This is a genomic window from Paenibacillus sp. FSL R5-0749, assembly GCF_038595085.1.
Classification (GTDB): domain Bacteria; phylum Bacillota; class Bacilli; order Paenibacillales; family Paenibacillaceae; genus Paenibacillus.
In genome coordinates, this window is the sequence record NZ_CP152005.1 from 5,520,616 (window position 1) to 5,537,035 (window position 16,420).

Below are 16,420 nucleotides of genomic sequence, written 5' to 3' on the forward strand. Positions count from 1 at the left end.
TTATGACACGTACTAATGAAACCATAGGAATTATTGATATCGGCTCGAACTCCATTCGTCTGGTTATCTATGAACTGGATCAGGATGCAGCCTATCGCATCATTCATGAAGACAAATACGCTGCTCGTCTGAGCAGCGTTGTTGAGTCGGATGGCACCATCCTTCGCCATTCTCTGGATAAAGCCATCACCATCTTGCGTCAATTCAAAGCGACCTGTGAAGCGTATCAGACCAAACTGATCCGTGCAGCAGCTACGGCAGCCATTCGTAATGCAAGCAATGTCCTGCAGATTATCGAATGGCTGGAGACAGAGACGGGGCTTACCATCGAATGTGTATCCGGAGATCGGGAGGCCTATTACGGTTTCCTTGGTGTTACTCAGTCCATTGATCTGGCAGACGGGTTCGTCGTAGATATTGGAGGCGGCAGTACGGAGATCACAGTCTTTCGGGATCGGAAGAGGTTACATAGCATTTCTCTCCCCATTGGTGCAGTGAATTCACATGCCCGTTATGGGGGTGAAGATCAGTGGACCGAGGAGAATGTGAATGCGCTGTGCAATGAAGTCATTCAAGCTCTCCGTGGACAGGATTGGATTCATGAGCATCCTGGTCTGCCACTCATCGGACTTGGCGGCACGATGCGTACACTCGCCAAAGTGGAGCAGAAGCGTACCCAGTACTCGCTGCCTGTCACCCATCATTATGAGATCAGCGAGCAAGCAATGGAGAACATTGCTCGCTCCCTGCCACATCTCACTTCGGCACAGCGCAAAAAGGTGCCAGGGCTCGCTAAAGATCGCGCAGACATCATCGTGCCCGGCGTATTGATCCTGCGAACCGTCTTCCAGTTAATACAGGGAGATCGTTATGTGGTTAGTGGTGCAGGTCTGCGAGACGGGTTGCTGCGTGATTACTTGGCTGGAGGTCAGCCGGTCGTTCCGGACGCGCTGAAGGACAGCATCCGTAATTTTATCCATTTTGGTCCGCCTATTCCAGAGAAACGTCTGCAACGGATTCATCAGGATGCGGTTACCCTGTATACTGCACTAGAAGGTACTGCTCCTGATGAGGCAGATGCCCGAATCCTGTATGCGTCCTCCATGCTGCACATGGCAGGCAAGCAGATTAACTATTTCCGTTATGCGCAGCACTCGGCCTATTGGATTATGAATGCAAGCATCTATGGACTTTCTCACCGGGAGACGATCCTTAGTGCCTGCGCAGCCGATTATCATCCAAAAAAAAGAACGCCCCAACTGCTGAATAAGCATCGTGACATTCTGAAAAACTCGGATGAGCGACATGCTCATCGTATAGGCTCACTTCTGCGCGTAGCCGAAGCGATTAATCGGTCCGAGAGTATCGCTGCGATTCAAGCAACCAAAGAAAACGACTCGCTGCAGGTGCAGTTCACCTGTACAGCAGAGCCGTTACTGGAACTTGATGGTCTCGAAGAGGCCGTCAAGGATCTGAAGGAAGCCTGGGGAATTACGTTATCGTACTCCATTCAGCAGGTTTCCAAGGGATAATTCCCATAGCCTCCGTCTGACTTCTCAGCGGGGGCTTTTCATTTTTTACAAATACATAATTGCCACCAGGCATAAGCTCTCTGGCTTTGACATTATCATTAAGGGACAGATTAAGAATATCGACCAGCATCTTCTTCAGCTCTGGATCGAAAACGGGACACATCAGTTCAATTCTTCGATTGAGGTTACGTGTCATCCAGTCTGCACTGGAGATGAATACATCCGGGTTGCCGCTATTTTCAAAATAAAACAACCGTGAATGCTCCAGAAAACGATCCACAATGCTAATGACCCGAATATTCTCACTGAGCCCCTCGACCCCCGGACGCAGACAACATACGCCACGCACGATCAGATCAATCTGCACACCGGCCTGAGAAGCCTCGTACAATTCATCAATCATATCCTGATGGGATAAGGAATTGATCTTGGCTATGATTCTGGAAGGTTTGCCTTTCAGCGCGTGTTCCGTTTCTCGACGAATCAGTGAGAACAGCTCATCCTTCATACCATCTGGAGCTACACGGAACGCTTGCAATGCCTTCGGACCGGAATATCCGGTAATCTCATTGAACAACTCGGAGGCATCTTCCCCAATAATCGGATTGGAGGTGAACAGACCTACGTCCGTATACACTTTGGCTGTACTCTCATTGTAATTACCGGTTCCTACATGAACATATCGTCTCAACCCCTGCTGTTCCCGGCGTACGACAAGAATGATTTTGGCATGTGTCTTGAGTCCAACCAGCCCATAAACCACGTGACAACCGGCTTTCTCCAGCTTACGCGCCCAAGCAATGTTACGCTCCTCATCAAACCGGGCTTTCAGTTCCACTACCACCGTAACCTGCTTACCACTCTCAGCCGCAAGTGCAAGTGCCGGAATAAGGCGTGAATCGCCATTGACCCGATATAATGTCATCTTGATGGCCAGCACTCTTGGATCTTCCGAAGCCTCCAATATAAAATCAGTGACCGGTTCAAACGATTCATACGGATGATGCACCAGTACATCGCGTTTGCGCAGCAGCTCAAAATGACTTTCTCTTGGCAGAAACTCCGGTGGATAGACTGGCTTTACCGGACTGTATTTCAGATGTGAGAAACTTTCCAGACTGTCCACGAATCCAGCCAGAAAACTCAGATCGAGTGGTCCATCAATCTCGTACACCGGGTCCTGGATTTCGAATTCCTCCTGCAATTCCAATAAGGCATCCGGACGAAAATCTTTGCAGACCTCCAGTCGAACAGGAGCACCTCTGCGTCTACGCCGTAATTCTTTTTCAATCGCTTCAAGCAGATCTTCCGCTTCCTCTTCATTAATGAACAGATCCGCATTGCGGGTCACCCGGAATTCCTGTGCAGCAAGCGAGATATAACCGCTGAAGAGTGTATGAATATGATGTTTGATGAGGTCTTCAATCAGGATGAACGTTTTCTTTTTGCTATTCGCCCGAATGGGAGCCTGAACTACCCGCGGAAGATTGGAAGGTACCTGGACAATGGCCATAAACGGCTCGCCCTCTTGCTCCCCTTCCTTCTGCAGCATTACGGACAGATAGACCGACTTGTTGTGCACCAATGGGAACGGACGACTCTGGTCAATCGCCATCGGTGTGAGTACCGGGAAAATAATATCATGAAAGTACTGGTCCATTGCGCGCTGTTGTGTCACATTAAGATCTGTATATTCCTGAATGTTTACGCCTTTCTTGGCGAGTAGACGAATGAGTTCACGATACGTTTTATACTGTTCGGTGACCATGCCCCCGGTTCGTTTGATCAATCTGCGGTACAATCCCGAAGGCGTGTATCCTGTAAAATCCTTTTGCGTGAATCCGGCCTTGATCTTCTCTTTCGTCTCTGCCACCCTTACACTGACGAACTCGTCCAGATTACTAGCGACAATACCGAGAAATCTCATGCGTTCCAGGAGAGGCGTTGTTGGATCCTGGGCCTCCTGAAGTACGCGCCGATTAAATTCAACCCAACTCAAATCACGATTAACGTAGTTACCTGTTTTGACGTCTCTATGCATGTATGGCCTCCGAATGTGTTGCATATCTATTCTTCGTTAGAAGTTCTCCTATAATTGTACTATTCGTAATCAACATCAAGCGTCAGCGCAGTGTAAACGCTACGTAAAATTTATGTAAATGATACCTCATGGCCGCAACTTTTTCCATCCCTTTACAAAGGTCAATAGACAGAGTAAAGTGAAGTACAGTGTGATTTGGTCCGGTTGCTAGTTCTCATTCCAAATATATCTGATTAAAGGAGTATATAATGAAATCCAACAAACCTAGAACGTTACAAAAAAATATAGAATTTTTCACGGCGGCACTATCGCAATGTATGGTAAGCGCATGGCAGGAAGACCCGGCTGGCGTCTATTGTGAGGTCGGTTGTGGCATTGTAGAGCGGATCAGTGAAGACAGTGTACGCATCCGAAACAATGACGGAACGAAGAGTCATTATGCACGAGATATCACGATGTTCCAGACTGAAAAATAATTTTGCATAAATACGTAAAAAAGACTAGCTTTCCGAAACAAGGTGTTGTATACTCTTGCCACAAGGAAAGGAGGTGCGTCAACATTTCTAATCACATGTTGAACGTGTCCCTTACCCGATCCACTAGCTCAAATTAAATGAGTCTGGTGGAGGCGCGGGATACGGATCAATGTTTCAAAAAGCGCCACGGGTAGAAAAGCCGTCTTCGGACGGCTTTTTGTTTTGTCTTTTTCTGTAGAGAGGTTGAGAAAACACCCAAAATATTGGAAATAGACCCTTTAGCAGTTTAAACCAGGATGGCTATAATGAAGATGCAACTCAACCCAAATCCGAGGAGGCATCTTGTAATGTTCAAAAATGTAAGGGGTTTCAAGACATCCATCATGTTGGCTTTTGTTTTGTTATTCACCTCCATCCTGTTACCCGCAGGTCAGCATGCCAGCGCAGCACCAAGTTTCGCCAAAGGAGCAGACATCAGTTGGGTTCCCGGCATGGAAGCCCAAGGCTACAAATGGAAAGATAAAAACGGGGTACAGCGCGACATCATTGATATTTTGAAAAACGACTATCAAATCAACTCCGTTCGCATTCGAGTATTCGTTAATCCGTCGAATGATTATGGGAACGGTTACATGAATAAGGATCGTGCAGCTGCACTCGCACAACGTGCCAAGAATGCTGGCATGAGCGTAATGCTCACTCTGCACTACAGTGACTCTTGGGCAGACCCTGGTCAACAAACCAAACCTGCCGCATGGAAAAATTACACATTCCAACAGCTCATGGATGCGGTATGGAACCACACTCGTGATGTGATGACGGCGATGCAAAGCAAAGGCGTTACCCCGGACTGGGTACAGATCGGGAATGAAACAAGCAACGGCATGTTATGGGAAGATGGCAAAGCATCCACCAACATGAAAAACTATGCGTGGCTGGTAAACACAGGCCATAACGCAGTGAAATCCCTGAGCAGTGGCACTAAAACCATTGTACATCTGGCAGGTGGAGATGATAATGCCCTCTATGTATGGAATATTGGTGGTCTGATTAATAACGGAGCTAACTTTGACATGATCGCCATGTCCCTCTATCCTTCCGCTTCCGGCTGGAACACCGCTGTGACCAATACGGTAAACAATGCCAAAGATCTGATCAACCGTTATGGCAAAGAGATCATCATCTCTGAAATTGGCATGGACAATAACCAGGCTGCGGCTGGTAAAAGTTTTGTTCAGGCGATGAAAAACCAAATCCGCAATCTGCCCAATGGCAAAGGTAAAGGTGTATTCTACTGGGAGCCTCAGGCTACACCAGGATACAACGGCGGCTATGGCAAAGGCGCATGGCAGTCCAACATGATGCCAACGGCGGTCATGGAAGGATTCATTGACTAGAACACGGAGAGGTTAGAAGTTTGGATGGGAGCAGTGGTGGCGTTCCGGGGGCGGATCGTTCTTACGATCGCTGTTATCCCCAGATTTTTATGAATTCCCCTTTTAGGGGGAAAATCCGGGGATAAAGGCGAACGCTTCGCTTCTTCAGAATCGATTCCTCCCCCTCCACTACGTTGCTGCTCCTTGAGAAACTTCTAAAACCGTGTGTAGTCAAATGGATTAGGTAGTAAGGTACAACAAGGGCTGAAGGCGCTATTCCCGGTGGGAGTGGCGCCTTTTTGTGATGAAGGGCGTTAAGAATGCAGCGTGGTGGGCGTTCCGGTGGCGGATCGTTCTTATGATCGCTGTTATCCCCAGATTTTATGAATTCCCCTTGTAAGGGGAAAATCCGGGGATAAAGGCGAACGCTCCGCTTCTTCAGAATCGATTCCGCCCCCTCCACTACGTTGCTGCTCCTTGAGAAAATTCTAAAACCGTGTGTAGGCAAGTTTAGGGTAACGAAAGACGGAAGGCTGTTCCCGGTGGGAGTGGCGCCTTTTTGTGATGAAGGGCGTTAAGGGGGCAGCGTGGTAGGCGTTCCGGTGGCGGATCGTTCTTATGATCGCTGTTATCCCCAGATTTTATGAATTCCCTTATTAGGGGAAAATCCGGGGATAAAGGCGACCGCTTCGCTTCTTCAGACTCGATTCCTCCCCCTCCACTACGTCGCTGCTCCTTGAGAAACTTCTAAAACCGTGTGTAGGCAAATGGATTAAGTAGTAAGGTAAAACAAGGGCTGAAGGCGCTATTCCTGTGGGAGTGGCGCCTTTTTGTGATGAAGGGTGTTAAGGGTGCAGCGTGTGGCCGTTCCGGGGGCGGATCGGGCACTTCTCAAACGTGTTGCGGTCAATCGAGGGGTGCACACTCAGGCTGGAGACTGATGTTCTTTTGGCCTACATATGAATATAATAAGTTTATTGAGATAAAACATAGGATCAACTTCTTATTGGAGCGGGGGAAAATGGATGAGTTTTTTTAAAGGGATGGGGCAGTTGGCTGGGGAAGTTACCGGGAAAGTATTGGGCGGCAGTGTGCGGGTTGTGGGTGAACTTGCAAGCAGTCCTTTTATCAAAGAAATTGGGAACGGCGTAGAGAAAGCTACGATCAATACAGGAAAAACCGTTGGGCAACTAGCTAGCGGGACATATGATCTGGCCAGTGGTGCCATTCGAAAGGACGATACCGCCATAGATGCAGGGCTTGCCGATATTGGAGGTGCCGTAACCAATACAGCAAAAGGTGTAGCCATATCAGCCAAGTATGTATATAACAGCGGTAAAGATGTTGTTGTAGGCTTGAAAGAGGAAGATAAGGACAGAGTCAAGCTTGGTGCCAAGAATCTTTTAGCTGCTGCTGCGGTAACAACACTCGCTGTCGGTGTCATTGATGCAGTTGATGGGCCTGAAGGTATAGATACGTAGGAATCCGGATTAGATCACCAATAACACGACAACTGCAGAAACACAACTTAGCAGGGCAACAAAAATATGTAGACAACTAAATGAGATTTTTTCAAGAATAATTCGCTGTTTCTTCTGAATAAAGCACGAGTAGACAAACACTGTCACCACAACGGGCAAATATAAATGAACATCAGGACCATCCGTACTCGGGAGCAATTTATTTATATATCCACCTACTATTTCATTGATAAGCATAACTCCATATATCACACCAATGATCGCTGAAATAGAAAACTGAAATAATGTCCGAACTACATCATTCTTTGTATAGAACAGAACACGTTTACGGCACAGGTCATTGACCATAATATATCTATTGCCTCCTCTTTTTTCTGTTACTCTTTTTAGGTAACTCCCCTTATTTTACCATAACATTGATCCAGCTACTTTTTAGTTTTTGTTGAGCTAACGTTCCCGCTCAAACAAAAAAATGGCCCTGTCCACCTGAGCGGCGGACAGGGCCATCTATGAATATACCAGAATACCTCTATCTTCAGCTTACCTTAGCAAGTCGCGTGGCACGCATCGATGCGGTTGCATATACGATAAGCGCAATCCAGATCAGTGCGAAACCAACGAACAGAACTGGCGAGACCGTTTCCTTAAACACAAACACGCTTAGGATCAGCATGATTGTTGGCCCAATATACTGTACAAATCCGAGTGTGGACAACGACATCCGAGCTGCCGCCCGTGCAAAGAACAACAGCGGCAGCGCCGTCACCACGCCGGCTAGAAGTAATTCGATGAACATGGGTGCAGGCAGCGTCCATGCCGTTGCTTTTCCCACTATGGCCAAGTAGATCCAGTAGCCGAGTGCAATAGGCAGAACTACAGCGGTCTCCGAAAATAAGCCTACAGAAGGATCTTGCTTGATTTTTTTCTTCGCCAGACCGTACAAGCCAAATGACGCAGCCAACGAGATCGCAACCCATGGGAAACGCCCGTAGTCGATGGCAATGATAAGCACCGCGACACCAGCGATGGCAATCGCGAGCCATTGTCCACGGTTTGGCTTTTCATGAAGGAAGACAACCGCCAGCAGCACATTCAGTAACGGGTTCAAATAATAGCCCAGACTTGTCTCAACGACATGACCATTGTTAACTGCCCAGATGAAGATCAGCCAGTTAATAGCAATTAGCAGCCCACTCGCGGTAAGGGACAGCAGGGTCGAACGACTGGTCAAGATGCGCTTCATGTCACCCCAACGACGTTGGACGGCAACGAAAATCCCCATAAAGACAAATGACCAGACGACCCTGTGCGATAAAATCTCACCTGCCGGTACATTTTCAAACAACTTCCAATACAGCGGGAGAACCCCCCACATGATATACGCAATGATTGCGTTGATTAATCCATTATTCATAACGATGTCCCCTCTTATTGCTCTAATGTCTCAACGGATTATAAGCCTCCATCCTCGTTTTAGTAAAGGGGTAATAGGTCCTGCTGGAAGGCATGCTCACGTTCAACTGGCTTTACTTTGAGTGAAAAGTTTTACTTTAGCGCAGCGAAATTATGCTTTGCCCTTTTCTTTCTTACAATTATAAAGAGAATAAAAATCGCCACTAATACGACTATACCTACGATATACATATCCATATCTCGCTCAAACATAAACCACATTTTGTGTTCCAAGTTTACTTGTTGTTTGGGTGGATATCCTTCCCCGAATAGTTCAGTTGCTTGATCAACATTGTTCATTTCGATGGTCGAACTGCACGGACTACTGCTTAACTCGCCATTCCCCTCACTAAAGTAGATTAAGTATTTGTTGCCTTCCTTGAAATCAAACCCCCAAGTATAGTTCGTCGCGATCATTAATTGAGAGTCAACTTCAGTATTCCAACTTCTCTCAGCTTCCACTAAAATATATCTGAATTTCTCTTTTGTGCCCGTAAACCCCTCTTGCTTTAAGTCCACCTTTATTTGCTTTACTTCTCCATAAACAGCACCCGTATTTCTTTCTAACTCTTCTTGGGGACTTCCCGATTCGGCACATGACAGAGCGTTAATATCTTGCGCATTTGAGATACAAAACACGACAGAGAAACAAATTATTAACGCAAGTATACGAATCTTCAGTTTTCCCACCTTCTTCTCATGAAATTATTTGTATATCTGTATTGACCTGTTTAAAAGGGATAATGTTGCATTTTCCCTGGCTTTTAGGCTAACGAGAAAAAGAAGCAACCAATCGGACACCGATGGTTACTCCATTTAACTCTATTAAGTTATTATTCAAAAGTAATCTAAAAGAAATAAAACTAAGATATTTTTCTTACAGCAAACCATAGCTCAACAAAATTCAGTCCATCTTTACCACCAGTAATTTCAAATTCCATTCCGTCGACCTGTTCATATCCTGTCGTAGGAAGCCATTCAGAAAAGAATCTTCGATATAAAGCTTCAATGGTTTCATCAAATTTATCCCATGGAAAGGGATCAGACGAAAAGATCGCCCACGTATGTGCTGATATTGTTATACTTGTGTAACCATCGGCTTTACTTGTCTCACCTTTAAATGCACACAACATGTATGGGAAAGTATTCTCCCCAGTTTTTTTGTAGCTACATACAGCATGCACTTTATGATAATTCGAATTCAAAGAGTTCGGTAGATTACCGGCAGTTGCAGCAAGTCTTTCAACCTCACCGTTTTCGTGGCTTTGTTTCCATAGTTCTGCCGGTGTTTCTGCACCGTTTAATTCAAACACTTTCTCGATTCCAAATATTTCGAAAGATTCTTTTGTTTCGATACGATAGTTCATCGGCTCTTCCCCTTTAATTGAAATAAGGAAGGAAAGCCGAGGATAGGCTTTGAGGGCAATGCCTTCTTCACGAGCCATCGCTGGATTAACTCCATGCAACGATTGAAAAGCTCTTGCGAATGATACCGGTGATTCATACCCATACTTTAAGGCAATGTCGACAACTCTCCTGTCACTATTCTGCAATTCAATTGCAGCCAGAGTCAGCCGTCTTCTTCGTATATATTCTGCAAGTGAGACATTGGTAATGAACGAGAACATTCTCTGAAACTGATGTGAAGAACAATACGCACACTGAGCAATTTCCTTCAATTCGATCTCACCAACTAAGTTCATTTCAATATAATCCAATGCCCGATTCATCCTCATAAGCCAATCCATGTCATCCCTCCTCTCAATAAAAGTATAGTTTCCTCAGGTTTTCGTATCGCAACTATTTGTGCGCAATTAAGTTTCCTATCCGTCGAAGGAGATATGTTGTAAATATTCTTTCGTCCGTTAGCTTGGACTTTTAGGTACCATGCGGCTAATGTTCCTGTTAATTGAATCACTTTACTTTTCAGTTCCCAATTGGATGTCTTCAAATGGTACGTATTTATTTAGTTCAACTTCTTTATATACGCGTACATATTTGACATCAAAGGTTGGAAAAGGAGCCAATTCCTTAATTGATAGGAGCTTCATTTCTTCAATCTCCGTCTCGCTCAAACCCCAATAGGTTTGCCCCAAGGTTAAATGAGGATGATATTTATCCATTTCAAAGTAACGGTCTAAAAGTTCTTGTGATGGAGAAATCACTTTAACCAAATTCAATGTAACTCAATGACCTTGCTCGTTTCAACACTAAGAAATGTGACAGCATTTCCGAACGATTCTGGTTCTGATAATGATAATTGAAAACTTGGCATTAAAGAGCATGTCTCTCTCACGCTTTCTAACCAATGAAGATCAGCGGTAAGACCACCCTGCGCTTTTACAGTGATATGAGGTTCGACCACATCATTAAGACGATTACTTGACCAACGATTACGAAATGCCACAATTTTTTCTTTATAATCATCTGGGGGGGTAATTCCAATGAAGTATTTCACATTCATTTCATTAACGTTTCTTGGTAACGTCACCTTGGATCTATGTTGGTTATTTTCACTCTCCTCCAACATGAAATACACCAATGACGGTTTCACCATCCTTGTCATACAGTGGAATATCATAACCATCTGGTGATCTGTTGTTCTGCATTGCAATAGCTTCTTCAGGTGTATTAGGTAACTCGCCTTCCATGTCTTTTTTCAGCAGATATCCTTCTGCACCATCCACACCAATAGCCAAAATTAAGTCAGGTTTTGTTTCTAGAGAAGTCGCATATATGGCAGAGCCATATGTCTGTCCATTCTTATTTTTCGGATAGAGAGAATTGATGTGAATTTGATTCATCGCATTTTTAACGTTTGCATACTGGGATAACCCCGAACCACTCGATTCACTAATCATTAAAACCACAAAGATCAATAGTATAATTCCTTTAGAATACATTTTCACAACTGTTCACTCCCTTATACTTTTAAGCTCACAGAAATTCCGATTAAGAGAAGTAGTTCTCATATAATCGTATTCCAATTCCATATTTAGAATAATATAACATAGATTCAAAGGCGTAGTTGGACATTGAACGAGAATAATCTAAACCTGCCTAACCTTTATTGCAGAACATCCCTCTTCGATAACCTAAAAAAACAGACACCGATCTGTGAAGATCAGCGTCCGTTTATATGTTCCATATTATCAATTAAACCTGTTATTTCACTTCGCCAACAACGGTAAAGCGCTCGTTTTTGTGTTGTGGATTCTCGATCTCATCCACCAAAGCAATTGCATAGTCAGCATAGCTGATGTAGCTGTTTCCTTCGCTGTTCACGAGAATAACGTCGTTACCCGCTTGATATTTGCCTGTGCGTACACCTTCTGGATTAAAGAATCCAGCCGGGCTCAGGAATGTCCATTGGATACCTGAGGATGCTTGCAGATCCAGCAAATTTTGGCCTTGGTTCGTTGCAGTTGCTTTGTAAGCATCAGGGAATCCAGGGGATTCAAAAACACGCAATGTCTTGAACTCGTCTGTGAACAGGCTTCCTGCTCCACCCACGACGATCAAACGAGTGTTTGGGGCATCCTTCAGGATGTTGATCAACGCTTGTCCTACTTCCACATGCAGGTTCTCTTTCCCCGCTGGAGCACCAATTGCATTTACAACCACATCAAACGCTTTAAGATCTTCAGCTGTAAGATCGAATACATCTTTCTCCAGCGTATTCAGGCTTTTATCTTCCAGTTTGGATGCATTACGAACGATTGCCGTCACTTTATGCCCTCTGTCTGCTGCTTCTTTCAAAATCACACTTCCTGCTTTGCCTGTTGCACCAATGATTGCAATGTTCATCGTAATCTCTCCTTTAAATTATCAATATTGTTTATGTTTGAACTTTATATTGTAACTATAGTTGTTACAACTAAACTTGTCAACCCGTATTCTTTTCTCTCTTTCAAACCTTGTAAAATGAAAAGATTTGTAGTTGGATTTCTATCTTTTATCGTCCTTCATTCCGAATTAGAAAGGCCCTGTCCATCCATAGATGTACAAGGCCTCCTAACTATAAAATGTATCAGCAATGAGCTATCGATGTAGCATGAATAGGTGGTCGTTACACATCATATTGCTTAGATTTTATGCATCCATGAATATTTTTACGTCATGCGATTAGTTGTTCCCTTTGTAAAGACAGTCCATTCGCTCCAACAGATAGGAAAGCTGATGGGTTCTCAATAAGATTCGTACTCGTTGCATTTCCAGGTATTCCTGGAGTTATAACACCTGCATTGTATGTGCTTACCCCGAGAGGAAAGAGATAGTTCCTTCCCGCATTGTTATCCCATGTACCGCTACCGTTGTTAAATACCGCTTCTAGTCCCGTAGCAGTTCCTACATCAATGGTAATTTTGTTATATCCGGTGAGCTCGGATGCCGGAATGGCAACGCCTGGCGGTGTCGTCCAATTCCCTCCTGCAGGGCGGTAATGAATATTGGGCTGGGCAAACCCCTGCTTGTAGTAGATGGTTACACTGTTACTTTTCGGAGCATCATCGGTCGTTACGCTTAGCTCAGCACTTGCATCCGATTTGTTCTGTGCTGCATCAAAGGCCCTAACTGTATAAACATAACTCGTTGATGCCTTCAGGCTATTATCCGTATATGCAGTTGTCGTACTCGTGCCGATTTTGACACCATCACGCAACACTTCATACCCGGTTACGCCTACATGATCGGTTGACGGATTCCAAGCCAATGTTACACGATCAGCCGCTTTTGCAGTCACGGTCAGACCGGTTGGTACGCTTGGAGGTGTTATATCCACGTGAGGCGCTCCTTGTGTAATGACTCCGGAATTATAGGTGCTAACCCCTAATGGAAACTGATAATTTTTTCCTCCATTATTATCCCATGTGCCACTACCATTGTTAAACACAGCCTCCAGCCCCGTCGCTGTACCCACATTGACTGTCATCTTGGTGTATCCGGGCATCTCGGCTGCCATCATTTTCACACCCGGAGCAGTCGTCCATGTCCCCCCTGTTGGACGATAGTGAATATACGGGTTCGGATAGCCCAGTTTATAATATATCGTTACCGCATTACCTTCTTTGGTACGTACCGAAAGAGCCACACTAGCAGGTGAAACGTTGCCTGCTGCATCTATCGCTTTAACCGTATATACGTATTCTGTTGCCGGTGCAAGGGACTCATCCGTATAGTTTAGTTTGGTTGATTCCCCTACTTTTGAACCGTCTCGATAGATTTCATATTTTGCTACTCCGTAATTATCCTCGCTGGCTGACCAGTCAATTGTCACAGCGGATGAGGTAGCATTCTGTACAGCTACATTTGCAGGCGCTGTTGGCGGCTCTGTATCTGCTGCCAACGTTTGGATCTGTACAGTTGAACTGGCGGAAGAGACATTATTCGCCTTGTCTCTCGCCTTTATACTGTATGCATATGATTTCTTAGGCTCAAGACCGATATCCGTATATTCCGCTGTCAGCGAACTTCCAACTTTGACCCCATCCCGATAAATATCATAGCCCTCAACACCCACATTATCAGTGGATGCTTCCCATTGCAGTGTAATGCTGCGATCTGTCACACGTTTTGCATTGACTTCTGTTGGCACTGAAGGCGGTGTCCGATCGACCACCAGGAACGGATGTGTGCCCTGGATTGTTCCATTCGCATCTTCCACAATTTTGCCCGATGTGTCTTTTTTATATTTCCCCATACCCACATATACCGTCTGTATCTCACTGCGCGTAACATTGCCGTTCGCATCGACAGCTTCAATATAATAATCGACCAGTTGATCCTGGAAATCGTTGAAATACGTGTAATACATATCCCCGATCTCCTGAGCAGGTACACGCTTAAACATATCTGTGCTGCTTGGCTGCCAGGCCACACCGTTCATATCCGATTTAAGATCACGTTTCGTCATCGGATATTCTTGCCAGCTACTCACTTTCGTCGGATCGATGTTGGATACCCCTTTGGCCTTGAGCCCAGCAGGATCGTACACACGGAAGGTGTTGTCCTTGGCATCTGCCAGCTTATCCTGATGTGTCCGTACCTTCACCTTAATATCATTCACACCGTTAACATCATAAGCATAGGTATAAATGCCGAACGTATTGTCAAAATAATGAAGTGTCCACCCTTCTGCCTTGCTGACATTGGCGCTTCCAGGATTATATGGATAACGCTGCGGCCACCATATCGATGGTCCGGTACGGTCCTTCGCGAGTTGACTACTTACATAAGGCTTGGAAAAGAAGAGCGACTGATTGAAAGATAACGTCGGCTTTACCCCATCATCCACATTTTCATCATAATAACCAAACCCGGAATCCAGTGCAGGCAGGAGGAAATACCAGCTTAACTCTGCCGGGTTCGCACCTCCCTTATAATTATTAGCAGGATCTCCTTTTACCGGGTAAGCCATCATCCAAGGATTAAGCTGATTGCCCTCATAAGTGATCTCACGGTCTAGTGCCGTCGTTGGCTTCCAATGGTTCGGATTGCTGTCCAGCCAAATCTGTTCAGCTGTCTTGGCATAATTCAGTGCAGCTTGCTCAAGCGCAAAATTACGCTCCAGATAATGGTATCCATATTCAAACGATACGGTCATCCCTTCCTGTACACCATCCAAATTTTTCTTCGGCTCCAGATTAAGGCCTGTAGCCTTGTTGAACGCTTCAAACTGCCCTTTCCAGATTCCAAATGGAAGACGCCAATGATACCATGTCGGATCTGATGAGGAGTCCCGCGTATCGATCCACGAACCGTCTTGAACATGCACTACATCGTCGGCTTTTGGTGTGTTAGTCCGCAAGTATTCATTGATACTCTCTCCCTTCACACCCGGCTGAGCATAAGTCACATTTCCCGCATTGCGCCAAGTATCCTCTGATCCTGCACGTCCTGAAGAATTATCCCCATCATGAGCAATCACGAAGAACTGCTTCTGATCAACCATTCCTTCAAAAGGCTTCAGCGCATCTGCCTTGACTGAACCCTGATACCCTTCTTCCCACGACTCTGCCTGGGCCACAGGGATACCAACAATCTTTTTCTCAGCACCAGTTTCAGGATTCACATGACGCACCCAATGAGGCGTAGAAGCAAATGGATATTTGTTATGAACCACCTGTTTCTCATTGAACATGGGAGAAGATACCCACGAACCCACATTGCTCGTATTCTGCAAATCCGCTCGGTTTGGCGGTGACACCATCGTATCTTTGCCCGGATCGTTCAGTAGCGGATAGTCCTGGAGAGTTCGCGAAAAATGATTATTTCCAATTACGGACCACTCAATGCCGAGTTGATCCAAGACCGGGATAATCCGTTCCGAGAAACCCAGCTCGGTGGGGAAAAAACCTTTGGACGATTTAAAGCTGTCTCCCAGAAAAAAAGGTTGTGCCAGCACAGCATTCTGGTAGATCAAATCCTTTAGCAGATATTCGTTGCCAGCCAATGGCCCCATGGAATGGTGTCCGGAGAAGTGAATGAGATCCATCGTCCGTTCTCCATTCGTTGTTTTGAGGTTATTGTAAGCATTCTTCCATGGCGCACCCCAATCTTTATTGTTGTAACCGTTTACATTATTGGTATACATAAAACTGTTCACATTGTTCAATACCGACCCTGACATGGTTACCTGCATCCCTGCAGCAGGGTGATTGTTCCTCAGGTCACCAGCAACTTGCCACGGCCAGTTCAGATAAGCACCTGTCTTTGCATGGTGACTATAATACGCCACGAGATCATCATGTGGCATAGGCGCTCCCCCGGGTAAAAAGTATGGGTATCCTGCCGGTGGGTTATTTTTCAGATCGATGACTTGCCCATCATATGTGTAGCGGATTGGGGACCCCACAGGTGCAGAAGCATACTTGGATGTGTCGTAGTAGGCCCAGAAATTGGGCATATGGTTATGATACACATGAGAAGCCGAAATTTCGGCATAAGCTGCTGTATTTTGGGTAGAAATAATCATCGATAATACCAACAGGAATGCGCCGAGCTTGCGCTTAAGATCCATGTTCTTCCTCCCTTATTTGCTCCCCTATGGGAAACAAGAATTCTC

The 16,420-nt window shown here is 45.4% G+C and carries 13 protein-coding genes; 4 read left to right on the plus strand and 9 right to left on the minus strand.

The annotated features are described in order from the left end of the window. Window positions 1–2 precede the first annotated feature (2 nt). Entirely contained in the window at window positions 3–1,532 is a 1,530-nt protein-coding gene (locus tag MKY85_RS24600) for a Ppx/GppA phosphatase family protein (protein WP_342571000.1), read from the plus strand. Here the strand turns inward: MKY85_RS24600 and ppk1 are convergent. After that, window positions 1,492–3,573, minus strand: a complete 2,082-nt coding sequence (gene ppk1 / locus MKY85_RS24605) for a polyphosphate kinase 1 (protein ID WP_342571001.1) — start codon at window positions 3,571–3,573, stop codon at window positions 1,492–1,494. The genes MKY85_RS24600 and ppk1 overlap by 41 nt on opposite strands. Before the next feature lie 248 nt (window positions 3,574–3,821). Here ppk1 and MKY85_RS24610 point away from each other — a divergent pair, with 248 nt between their 5' ends. The 3 genes from MKY85_RS24610 (at window position 3,822) to MKY85_RS24620 (ending at window position 6,906) form a co-directional block, all read left to right on the plus strand. Next, window positions 3,822–4,049, plus strand: coding sequence for a hypothetical protein (locus tag MKY85_RS24610; RefSeq protein WP_017692425.1), 228 nt, complete (start codon window positions 3,822–3,824; stop codon window positions 4,047–4,049). Between the two features lie 383 nt (window positions 4,050–4,432). Continuing rightward, window positions 4,433–5,446, plus strand: coding sequence for a glycosyl hydrolase 53 family protein (locus MKY85_RS24615; protein ID WP_339243201.1), 1,014 nt, complete (start codon window positions 4,433–4,435; stop codon window positions 5,444–5,446). Window positions 5,447–6,450: 1,004 nt separating this feature from the next. Continuing rightward, entirely contained in the window at window positions 6,451–6,906 is a 456-nt protein-coding gene (locus MKY85_RS24620) for a hypothetical protein (protein WP_342571002.1), read from the plus strand. A 535-nt stretch (window positions 6,907–7,441) separates the two neighbouring features. On the opposite strand, the gene rarD is transcribed toward MKY85_RS24620, so the two are convergent. The 8 genes from rarD to MKY85_RS24660 all read right to left on the minus strand — a co-directional run bounded on the left by rarD (window position 7,442) and on the right by MKY85_RS24660 (window position 16,375). Next, window positions 7,442–8,320, minus strand: coding sequence for an EamA family transporter RarD (rarD, locus tag MKY85_RS24625; RefSeq protein ID WP_342571003.1), 879 nt, complete (start codon window positions 8,318–8,320; stop codon window positions 7,442–7,444). Between the two features lie 131 nt (window positions 8,321–8,451). After that, window positions 8,452–9,048, minus strand: coding sequence for a hypothetical protein (locus MKY85_RS24630; protein ID WP_342571004.1), 597 nt, complete (start codon window positions 9,046–9,048; stop codon window positions 8,452–8,454). Window positions 9,049–9,221: 173 nt separating this feature from the next. Then, the gene (locus MKY85_RS24635) at window positions 9,222–10,106 is read right to left on the minus strand and encodes an effector binding domain-containing protein (RefSeq protein ID WP_342571005.1); all 885 of its coding nucleotides are present in this window, start codon (window positions 10,104–10,106) and stop codon (window positions 9,222–9,224) included. A gap of 171 nt (window positions 10,107–10,277) precedes the next feature. Then, entirely contained in the window at window positions 10,278–10,532 is a 255-nt protein-coding gene (locus MKY85_RS24640) for a hypothetical protein (RefSeq protein ID WP_342571006.1), read from the minus strand. A 2-nt stretch (window positions 10,533–10,534) separates the two neighbouring features. Further along, window positions 10,535–10,888: a 2'-5' RNA ligase family protein gene (locus MKY85_RS24645; RefSeq protein ID WP_342571007.1), complete on the minus strand. Its 354-nt coding sequence runs from the start codon at window positions 10,886–10,888 to the stop codon at window positions 10,535–10,537. Continuing rightward, window positions 10,872–11,267 carry a hypothetical protein gene (locus MKY85_RS24650; protein WP_342571008.1) on the minus strand — a complete coding sequence of 132 codons (396 nt, stop codon included), beginning with the start codon at window positions 11,265–11,267 and terminating at the stop codon, window positions 10,872–10,874. The genes MKY85_RS24645 and MKY85_RS24650 overlap by 17 nt, the downstream gene beginning before the upstream one ends. 256 nt (window positions 11,268–11,523) lie before the next feature. After that, window positions 11,524–12,165 carry an NAD(P)-dependent oxidoreductase gene (locus MKY85_RS24655; protein WP_342571009.1) on the minus strand — a complete coding sequence of 214 codons (642 nt, stop codon included), beginning with the start codon at window positions 12,163–12,165 and terminating at the stop codon, window positions 11,524–11,526. A gap of 310 nt (window positions 12,166–12,475) precedes the next feature. Then, on the minus strand, window positions 12,476–16,375 hold the full coding sequence (locus tag MKY85_RS24660) for a carbohydrate binding domain-containing protein (protein WP_342571010.1): 3,900 nt from the start codon (window positions 16,373–16,375) through the stop codon (window positions 12,476–12,478). Window positions 16,376–16,420 lie beyond the last annotated feature (45 nt).

Bases quoted from the DNA above. Each gene is read 5' to 3' on its own strand.
- MKY85_RS24660 (WP_342571010.1), bottom strand. From the start codon at position 16,375: ATGGATCTTAAGCGCAAGCTCGGCGCATTCCTGTTGGTATTATCGATG.
- MKY85_RS24615 (WP_339243201.1), top strand. From the start codon at position 4,433: ATGTTGGCTTTTGTTTTGTTATTCACCTCCATCCTGTTACCCGCAGGT.
- MKY85_RS24655 (WP_342571009.1), bottom strand. From the start codon at position 12,165: ATGAACATTGCAATCATTGGTGCAACAGGCAAAGCAGGAAGTGTGATT.
- MKY85_RS24600 (WP_342571000.1), top strand. From the start codon at position 3: ATGACACGTACTAATGAAACCATAGGAATTATTGATATCGGCTCGAAC.
- MKY85_RS24610 (WP_017692425.1), top strand. From the start codon at position 3,822: ATGAAATCCAACAAACCTAGAACGTTACAAAAAAATATAGAATTTTTC.
- MKY85_RS24635 (WP_342571005.1), bottom strand. From the start codon at position 10,106: ATGGATTGGCTTATGAGGATGAATCGGGCATTGGATTATATTGAAATG.
- MKY85_RS24645 (WP_342571007.1), bottom strand. From the start codon at position 10,888: ATGTTGGAGGAGAGTGAAAATAACCAACATAGATCCAAGGTGACGTTA.
- ppk1 (WP_342571001.1), bottom strand. From the start codon at position 3,573: ATGCATAGAGACGTCAAAACAGGTAACTACGTTAATCGTGATTTGAGT.
- MKY85_RS24620 (WP_342571002.1), top strand. From the start codon at position 6,451: ATGAGTTTTTTTAAAGGGATGGGGCAGTTGGCTGGGGAAGTTACCGGG.
- rarD (WP_342571003.1), bottom strand. From the start codon at position 8,320: ATGAATAATGGATTAATCAACGCAATCATTGCGTATATCATGTGGGGG.